Below are 8,644 nucleotides of genomic sequence, written 5' to 3'. Positions count from 1 at the left end.
TAAATAAAAGCGTTCCGTGAGCTTTCAGCCTACCAAATGTCCATTACGCCAAACTAGACAAACTACTGATAAAAGAAAATGTAATTATATTACCAAAAAATTATAATTACGATTTTAAAATTTATAATTACAATTTTTTATTTTATAATTATAAATTAGCAAGGTCTCTATAAGCTCCAATTTCGACTAATTATTTTTTTCATCATTGTTCTACCTTATAAAGAATACATTATAATATATTGATTAAAAGTTAATTACAAATTATAATTAAAAATATAATTAATTCTTAATTCATATATTCTCTCATACATAAGACAGGAGTTTTATTCTACTTCAAAAATATCAGATAAAAATCGGTTATGTTATGAAGAATAATAAAAACACCAAGTAACATTATAAATAGAATAATAATATAAAAGACAATTGCAAGATACATAAAAACAAGGATTTAATAGCAAATGTTAAGTTTACTAAGTTTTTTCCTTTCTAAAAGTTTGCTTGTATGCTAAATTATAGTTATATTTGCACTGACGAATAAAAAGATTTAAATATTTACATAAATTATTATGACTGAGAAAAGAGTTTACACCTTCGGCAATGGAAAAGCTGAAGGAAAAGCTGACATGAGGAATTTATTGGGAGGCAAGGGTGCTAATCTCGCAGAAATGAATTTAATCGGAGTTCCTGTACCTCCAGGATTTACAATCACAACCGATGTTTGTAACGAATATTTTGAAAAAGGTAAAGATACTGTTATCAAAGTTTTAACTTCAGAGGTAACAAAAAGCGTTAAGCATATTGAAGACTTAATGAATTCAAAGTTTGGCGACCCATCAAATCCTTTGTTGCTAAGTGTTCGTTCAGGAGCACGAGCATCAATGCCAGGTATGATGGATACCATTCTGAACCTTGGTTTAAATGATGAAGTAGTAGAAGGTCTGGCTAAGAAGACTGGTAACGAACGTTTTGCATACGACAGCTACCGTCGTTTCGTACAGATGTATGGTGATGTTGTATTGGGTATGAAACCAGAAAATAAGGAAGAAATTGACCCATTTGAAGCTATTATCCAAAATATTAAGGCTAAACGTGGCATTAAGTTAGACAATGAAATGAATGTTGCTGACTTAAAAGAATTAGTTAGTGAATTTAAGAAAGCCATAAAAGCTCAGACTGGTAATGATTTCCCTACTGACCCAATGAAACAACTTTGGGGTGCTATCTGTGCTGTATTTACATCTTGGATGAACGAGCGTGCTATTCTTTATCGTAAGATGGAAGGAATTCCTCAAGAATGGGGTACCGCTGTTACAGTTCAAGCTATGGTATTTGGAAATATGGGCGATACTTCAGCAACGGGTGTTTGTTTCTCTCGCGATGCTGGAAATGGAGAAAATGTTTTCAATGGTGAGTATTTGGTAAATGCACAAGGTGAAGACGTTGTTGCAGGTATCCGCACTCCACAACAAATAACATTAGAAGGTTCACGCAAATGGGCAATTCAACAAGGTGTAGACGAAGAAATTCGTCGTACAAAATTCCCTTCAATGGAAGAGACAATGCCTGAGATTTATGCACAACTCAATGCTATCCAAGAGAAATTGGAAAAACACTACCACGATATGCAAGATATGGAGTTCACTGTACAAGATGGTAAGCTCTGGTTTTTGCAGACTCGTAATGGTAAGCGCACTGGTACTGCAATGGTAAAAATTGCAATGGACTTACTTAAAGAAGGAGAAATTGATGAAAAAACAGCTATAAAAAGATGTGAGCCAAACAAACTTGATGAACTTCTTCACCCTATATTTGATAAAGCTGCATTAGCACAAGCAAAAGTTTTAACACGTGGTTTGCCAGCATCTCCAGGTGCAGCAACAGGACAAATCGTGTTCTTTGCAGATGATGCTGCTAAATGGCACGAAGATGGTCACAAAGTAATCATGGTGCGTATTGAGACATCTCCTGAAGACTTAGCAGGTATGACAGCTGCAGAAGGAATTCTTACCGCTCGTGGTGGTATGACTTCACACGCAGCGGTAGTTGCTCGCGGTATGGGTAAGTGCTGTGTGAGTGGAGCTGGTGGTGTTATTGTAAACTACAAAAAGCGTACAGTAGAAATAGATGGAAAAGTTTTACACGAAGGTGATTACTTATCTTTAAATGGTTCTACAGGTGAAGTATACGCTGGTGAAGTTAATACAAAAGCTGCTGAAGTTACAGGAGATTTTGCTCAATTGATGGAACTTTGTGATAAATACACAAAGTTACGTGTCCGAACAAATGCTGATACACCGCATGATGCAGAAGTTGCACGAACATTTGGTGCCGTTGGTATCGGTCTTTGCCGTACAGAGCACATGTTCTTTGAGGACTTGAAGATTAAAGCCATGCGTGAAATGATTCTTGCAGATACAGTCGAGGACAGAGAGAAGGCTCTTGAAAAGTTATTGCCTTATCAAAAGCAAGATTTCTATGGTATCTTGAAATGTATGGATGGAATGCCTGTAAATATTCGCTTGCTTGACCCTCCATTGCATGAATTTGTACCACACGATGATGAAGGACAAGAAATTATGGCTAAAGAAATGGGCGTTAGCGTTCAGTTTATCCGTAATCGTGTAAACTCTTTATCTGAACACAATCCTATGTTAGGTCTACGTGGTTGCCGTCTTGGTAACACTTTCCCTGAAATTACTGCTATGCAGACTCGAGCAATCCTTGGAGCAGCTGTTCAATTAAAGAAGGAAGGATTTAATCCTATGCCTGAAATTATGGTACCGCTCGTGGGTATTGTACATGAACTTGATAATCAGGAAGCTATTATTCGCAAAACAGCTGATAAGATTTTTAAGGCTGAAGGTGTTGAAGTTCCATTCAAGGTAGGTACAATGATTGAGATTCCACGTGCAGCACTTACTGCCGACTTAATTGCTAGCAAGGCGGAATATTTTAGTTTCGGAACAAACGACTTAACACAGATGACCTTTGGTTACAGCCGCGACGATATTGCAAGTTTCTTGCCAAGCTATCTTGAAAAGAAGATTTTGGATGTAGACCCATTCCAGGTTCTTGATCAAGAAGGTGTAGGTCAACTTATTAAGACAGCAGTAGAGAAAGGACGTAAAACACGTAAGAATCTTAAATGTGGTATCTGCGGTGAACATGGTGGTGAACCAAGCTCTGTTAAGTTCTGTCATCGTGTTGGATTGAATTATGTAAGTTGTTCTCCATTCCGTGTACCTATTGCAAGATTGGCTGCGGCGCAGGCAGCACTGGAAGAGAAATAAACTTGATAAAAGATTATAATGAAAGAGAGTGTGCTTTTATGACACACTCTCTTTTTGTATATTATCGATAAATTATAAATCGATCTTTAAACATGCAAAAAGTTTCAAAATTAAAAAAAATTATAGAAAACTTTTTGCGTTTTCTTTTTTTTTCTTATCTTTGCCACACAAATAAAGAAAACATTAATAAACAAAAGACAAAAAAGAAGTATTAAAATAAATGCAACTTTAACGTCTAAATACTTGCCCAAATACCATGCATTTTTAGCTTTAGAACTCAAATATAATGCATATTTTAAGGATTTAAGATTATGACTTTAAATTGAGCAACCTAACTATCCTAACAAGAAAAATATCATTTGTGAGTCTATAGGAAGCCTTGTTATAGGCATAAAATGTTTTTGGCTTAATAAAAAAACCTTATACTATATATATTAACTTAATTTAAAATTTAATGATCTATGATTAAAAAACTATTCTCCAGTGTAATCGTTATGGCGATTGCCACAACTGTATTTTCACAAAAAGAAGCTCTTTGCGTTGGGCGTCAAACACCAAGAAAGGAAACGCAAAAGACTGTTTATTATCTAAAACCAGAAGGTGCGCTTTTTGAGTCAACACCTAAATCTGGTAAAATGATCGGCACAAGTTATCTCTACGTTCCTGGTTATAGCAAGACAAAATTTATACCTGTTGTATCAAAGGGAACTGAATACTTTTGGCATCAGAACATTTTCGATATGAATGGCAATTGTTCAACTTTTGATCGTACAGGTAAAACAGGAAATGCTTTCAATATTGACAACGAGGGTAACTTCTGTTTGACTACTCGTTTTAATGGAGCTGATGCACTACCGACTATTGTATGTGCCACGGATAGTTTTACGCTTTCTGAGGAAAATCCTCATTGGGGACCTCTTGATTATGACAAACCTGCTGTAATGTATTGGTATCCAAGAATAAAGAGCGGTACGTTAACAGCTACAGAAAGCCATATCCGCCCATTGCAATTCACAGATGATAAAGTTAATGGCTACTATCTTGGTGGTATGGATAATGGTTATCTATTTGGATCAGGTACAGTTTCAAATGGACAATATACTTCACGTGGAGTACAACAAGTATTAGAGAAACCAATGGCGCCATTGTGGGTTGAAGATGTTTTTCTCCCTATCATCTCTAAAAGTAACAAACCACTACCTGTAGGTACTGAATTAACTATGCTTATAACTAACGTTGACACAGATGCACAAGGTGTTAAGAAGCCAGGAAGCGAAACCATTGCTGAGCTTAAATGTACTTCTTCAGACATTGAAGAAAATGATCCCATTAAAGATAATAATGGAACTACTTACAACAAATTTGTAGCTATTTTTAAGCCTGAAGGTAAAGGTTTTCTTATTGACAAAGAATTTGCAGTTGTAGTACGGGGATTTGATCAAACTGGAGTTGATATGGGATTGTCTGGTGTCGGAATACCTTATTATAACAAAACATTAACTCCTGCTCTCTGTCTAATAACCACTAAAGATGGCAAAAAGAAGGCAGCAAACATATATTCTGATAATAACATCGCTTTAGGTGTTACTTTCTCTGCAAAGTTTGACTATGCCAATGGTTATGTAGATATGGGCACTTCTACTTCATTTAACTATGGTCTAGTACAAATGAATAACGAAGGTACTGAAGGACAAACTACATGTACACAAGGATTGGTATTCCCTGGTGCCGTTGCTCAATTAAATGGAGTTTGGTATGACGACAATAATCAAGAAGAATACACTCTTTCTGGAATGGCAAGTTGGATTAAGAGTTACAAAATAGATGAAGAAAGTTATAGAGAATATGGACTTACTATTATCAAATTTACATGTGAGCCACTCCCTTCAAATGTTCAAGGCCGCAAATGTGATATCTTAATTCATGGTAAGGGTGTTGTATCAGAAAGACCAATTACTGTTGTTCAAGGTGACATAACTGCCGGCATTGGTAATATAACATCGTCTACTTCTAAAAAAAATATTCAGATGTATAATACTACAGGTCAGCGTATACAAAAGAACTACAAGGGAATCATTATTCAAAACGGTACAAAGCGAATTAACAAATAACTTAAAATATTTAGTTTTAGATGAACCTTCAACAAAACTCTTGTAAGTATATAAATACTACAAGGTATAATTAAACAAATAACGTAAAAACCATTTCCTATGAAGAAAAGAATTTATGCTTTACTTATTGGAGGAAGCCTTGCCGTAACGATGCTTCCTCAAACAAGTTCTGCCCAAACTGCTTCTACAGCCTCTCCGTACACTATTACAAAAGAGAATCCTTACAAAGAGAATTGGGGCAGTATCGGAACAGTACTCAACAAAAAAGTGTGGACTATAGAAGATAAAAATAATGATGGTCACACATGGGAGGACATGGGTGCAGGAGCACCAGCATACAATGGAGCAAACGCCACTGTAGAAGCGGACGACTGGCTCATTTCACCTCCTCTTCACCTAACTGCTGGTCAAACTTACACACTTGAATCTAGCGCTGTTGTTGGTGGCTATTCTGGTACTGGTCAGCGCATGAACGTAGCTTATGGAATAGGAGACGACCCAACTACATATAGCGAAATTATTCCTATTAGCCCAATTTCTGGAACTGCTTTCGGTAGTCCTACTCCTTTAAAGGCAACATTCACTCCTACAGCTACAGGAGATTATCGTATTGGATTCCATGCTGTTAGTGATCGACCAGGATACATAATCATGAGGCCTGTAAAAGTAGATATAACCACTACAACCTCAGGAACACCTGTTGCTATTTCAGATTTAGCATTGCAGGCTGATCCAAATGGTCGGCAAATGGTAAAAGTATCATTTACAACGCCTACAAAGGATATTATCGGACGAGACTTGACATCAATCACTTCTGCAGCAATCTATCGTGATGGTGGCGCATTACCTATCCACAAGATAGAAAATCCTTCTATAGGACAGAAAATCGAATGGGTAGATAATAATGTCACTACTGGTGAGCATTCGTATGAAGTATACACTTATGTAGGCGATTTAAAGAGTGCTAAAGCCGCAGCCAAAGTTTATGTTGGTAGCGAAACGACTCCTGGAAAAGTCAAGAATGTTATTGTTTACGATAATCTTGATGGAACAATAACTTTGAAATGGGATCCTGTTAAAATTGGAGCAAATGGTGGCTACATAGATCCTACAACTATACAATACGGAATCTTTGAAGGAATCTATGAGCAAGCCATTGCTGAGAATATTACAGGAACTGAGTTCGTAATCAAAGATATTCCACTCAATGGGGCGCAAAGCCATAAATACTATCAAGTTGTTGCATATACAGATACTGAGCACATAGGTGCTGGAGGTTTTGCCGATCCATTCTTCTACGGGACCTCATACGACTTCCCATTCCACGAATCATGGCCTTATGGATCTTGGGAGAAGGGGCCATGGAGTGCCAGCTACAATGATACAAAGAAACATTTTAAGCTTTCTCGCGACTTCTCAGCTGATGATGATGAAGGTTCATTGATGTTTACGCCAGAAAAAGCAGGCGATGCTGCAACAATTGTAGGTCCTAAGATGAATATGGGTAAAGCTACCAATCCACGCCTTTCATTCCAATTCTATGCTTATCCAGGTAGTAAAAGTAAATTACAAGTATATCTTGATGTCAACGGACAGCATCGTAAACTTGCTTCAGAAGTAGATTACGCAACACTAACTGGCAATGCAGGTTGGCGTACTATAAATGTAGATTGCTCTGATGTAGACTACAAGAAATCAAATGGTTATGGCCGTGTCCTCATCCATGCCATCTCAGATGGAGAGAATATCATGGTTGATGATGTAAATGTAAACGATGCTATTGACTACAACGTAATCACTACTATTACCGCACCATTACATACACAAGTAGGAGAACAAGCAGAAATAACCATTCATGTCCGTAACGTTGGTTTAAAAGATGCAGAAGGATTCCAAGTAAAACTTAACACAAGTAATGGATCGACAACAGCAACCGAAAGTGGTACAATTGCTCCAGGTGAAACTCAGGAATACACATTCAACTATGCAGCACCTTTCGACAACAAAGATTTCCAAGTATGGGGAGAAGCTGATTGGACCTCTGATCAAAATCAAGGCAATAATGTTTCAGAGAAGAAAACTATAAAGATTGTCACTGCCCCATATCCAGCTATCAATGATTTGAGGGCCAGCAAAGAAGGTGGTAAGATAAAACTTGAGTGGACTGCTCCAGCTGTAGAAAAGTGCACAATTACCGAATCTTTCGAAACATATGCACCATTCCTCATTGATGAGATTGATCCATGGACACTCTACGATGCTGATAAGTGCCGTACGCACACATTTAGCGGCATCAGTTTCCCTGGAAATGGTGTGCCTTTTGCTTACATTGTTTTCAATTGTGATGGTACTACACATGGCATGGATGCTGCTACAACTCAAATATTCAAGCAACGTTTTGCGGGACATGGCAGCGATCAGTCTATGATGAGTTTTGGTAATTTAGGCGATGCGTCAACAGGAAACAACGACTGGATTATCTCACCAGAGCTTTCAGGTAAGGCACAAACTATAACCTTCTTCACTAAGGCACCACAATGCGACTACGCAAACTATGGACCAGAAGATTTCTATGTAGCTTACTCTATGAGCGATAAAACAGCTGGCAACTTTAAAAAAGTGCTTACTGATAACGTTGCAGACAATATCAACTGGAAAAAAATATCTGTTAATCTTCCTGAAGGCGCAAAATACTTTGCAATTGTTCACACATCAACAATACCTCAAACATCATATGGTTATGAACCTGCTGGTATGTTAATTGATGATGTTACATATGAAAGTGCACCGCTTCAGATAATCGGTTATAATGTCTATCGTGACTCCAAACTCGTTGCTAGTACCAATAGTATGAACGAACTAATTGCTATGGATCCAGATGGCACCGAGAATGACAAATATTATGTAGTTACATTATATAATGTTGGCAAATCTGGTCCATCTAATATTGCTTCTGCAGTTCCTTCAAATATCAGTAATGTATCAACAGAAACAACTTCTAATTACCTTGTTCAAGTATATACTGCGTCAGGTATTCTTGTTGGCAATAGTACAGCATCACTTCCCGCAGGTATCTATATTGTCAAGCGAGGTAACAAGATACAGAAGGTAGTTATTAAATAACAAGAAAAGCTTCCATTTCTAATTAAAATGAAAGGGAATGTTTTTAGTATCATTTTCCTATAAACGGAACATAAAAAAATTATAAGTCTTCGGGGGTGTGTCAAAACTAAGAATTCAGAA

Annotated in this window: 3 protein-coding genes; all 3 read left to right on the top strand. The window is 37.1% G+C overall.

Annotation, left to right across the window (positions count from 1 at the left end):
* Positions 1-566 precede the first annotated feature (566 nt).
* Complete coding sequence (ppdK, locus tag HXN26_RS04685) at positions 567-3,290, top strand: pyruvate, phosphate dikinase (RefSeq protein ID WP_273159093.1); 2,724 nt, start codon at positions 567-569, stop codon at positions 3,288-3,290.
* Between the two features lie 461 nt (positions 3,291-3,751).
* Positions 3,752-5,401: a hypothetical protein gene (locus HXN26_RS04680; RefSeq protein ID WP_273159092.1), complete on the top strand. Its 1,650-nt coding sequence runs from the start codon at positions 3,752-3,754 to the stop codon at positions 5,399-5,401.
* 99 nt (positions 5,402-5,500) lie between these two features.
* The gene (locus HXN26_RS04675) at positions 5,501-8,524 is read left to right on the top strand and encodes a choice-of-anchor J domain-containing protein (protein ID WP_273159091.1); all 3,024 of its coding nucleotides are present in this window, start codon (positions 5,501-5,503) and stop codon (positions 8,522-8,524) included.
* The last annotated feature ends 120 nt before the right edge of the window (positions 8,525-8,644 follow it).

This window comes from Prevotella aurantiaca, assembly GCF_015262605.1.
Lineage (GTDB): Bacteria > Bacteroidota > Bacteroidia > Bacteroidales > Bacteroidaceae > Prevotella > Prevotella aurantiaca.
The sequence above is the reverse complement of the archived record's forward strand: the minus strand, read 5'-3'. Positions and strand labels throughout refer to the sequence as shown.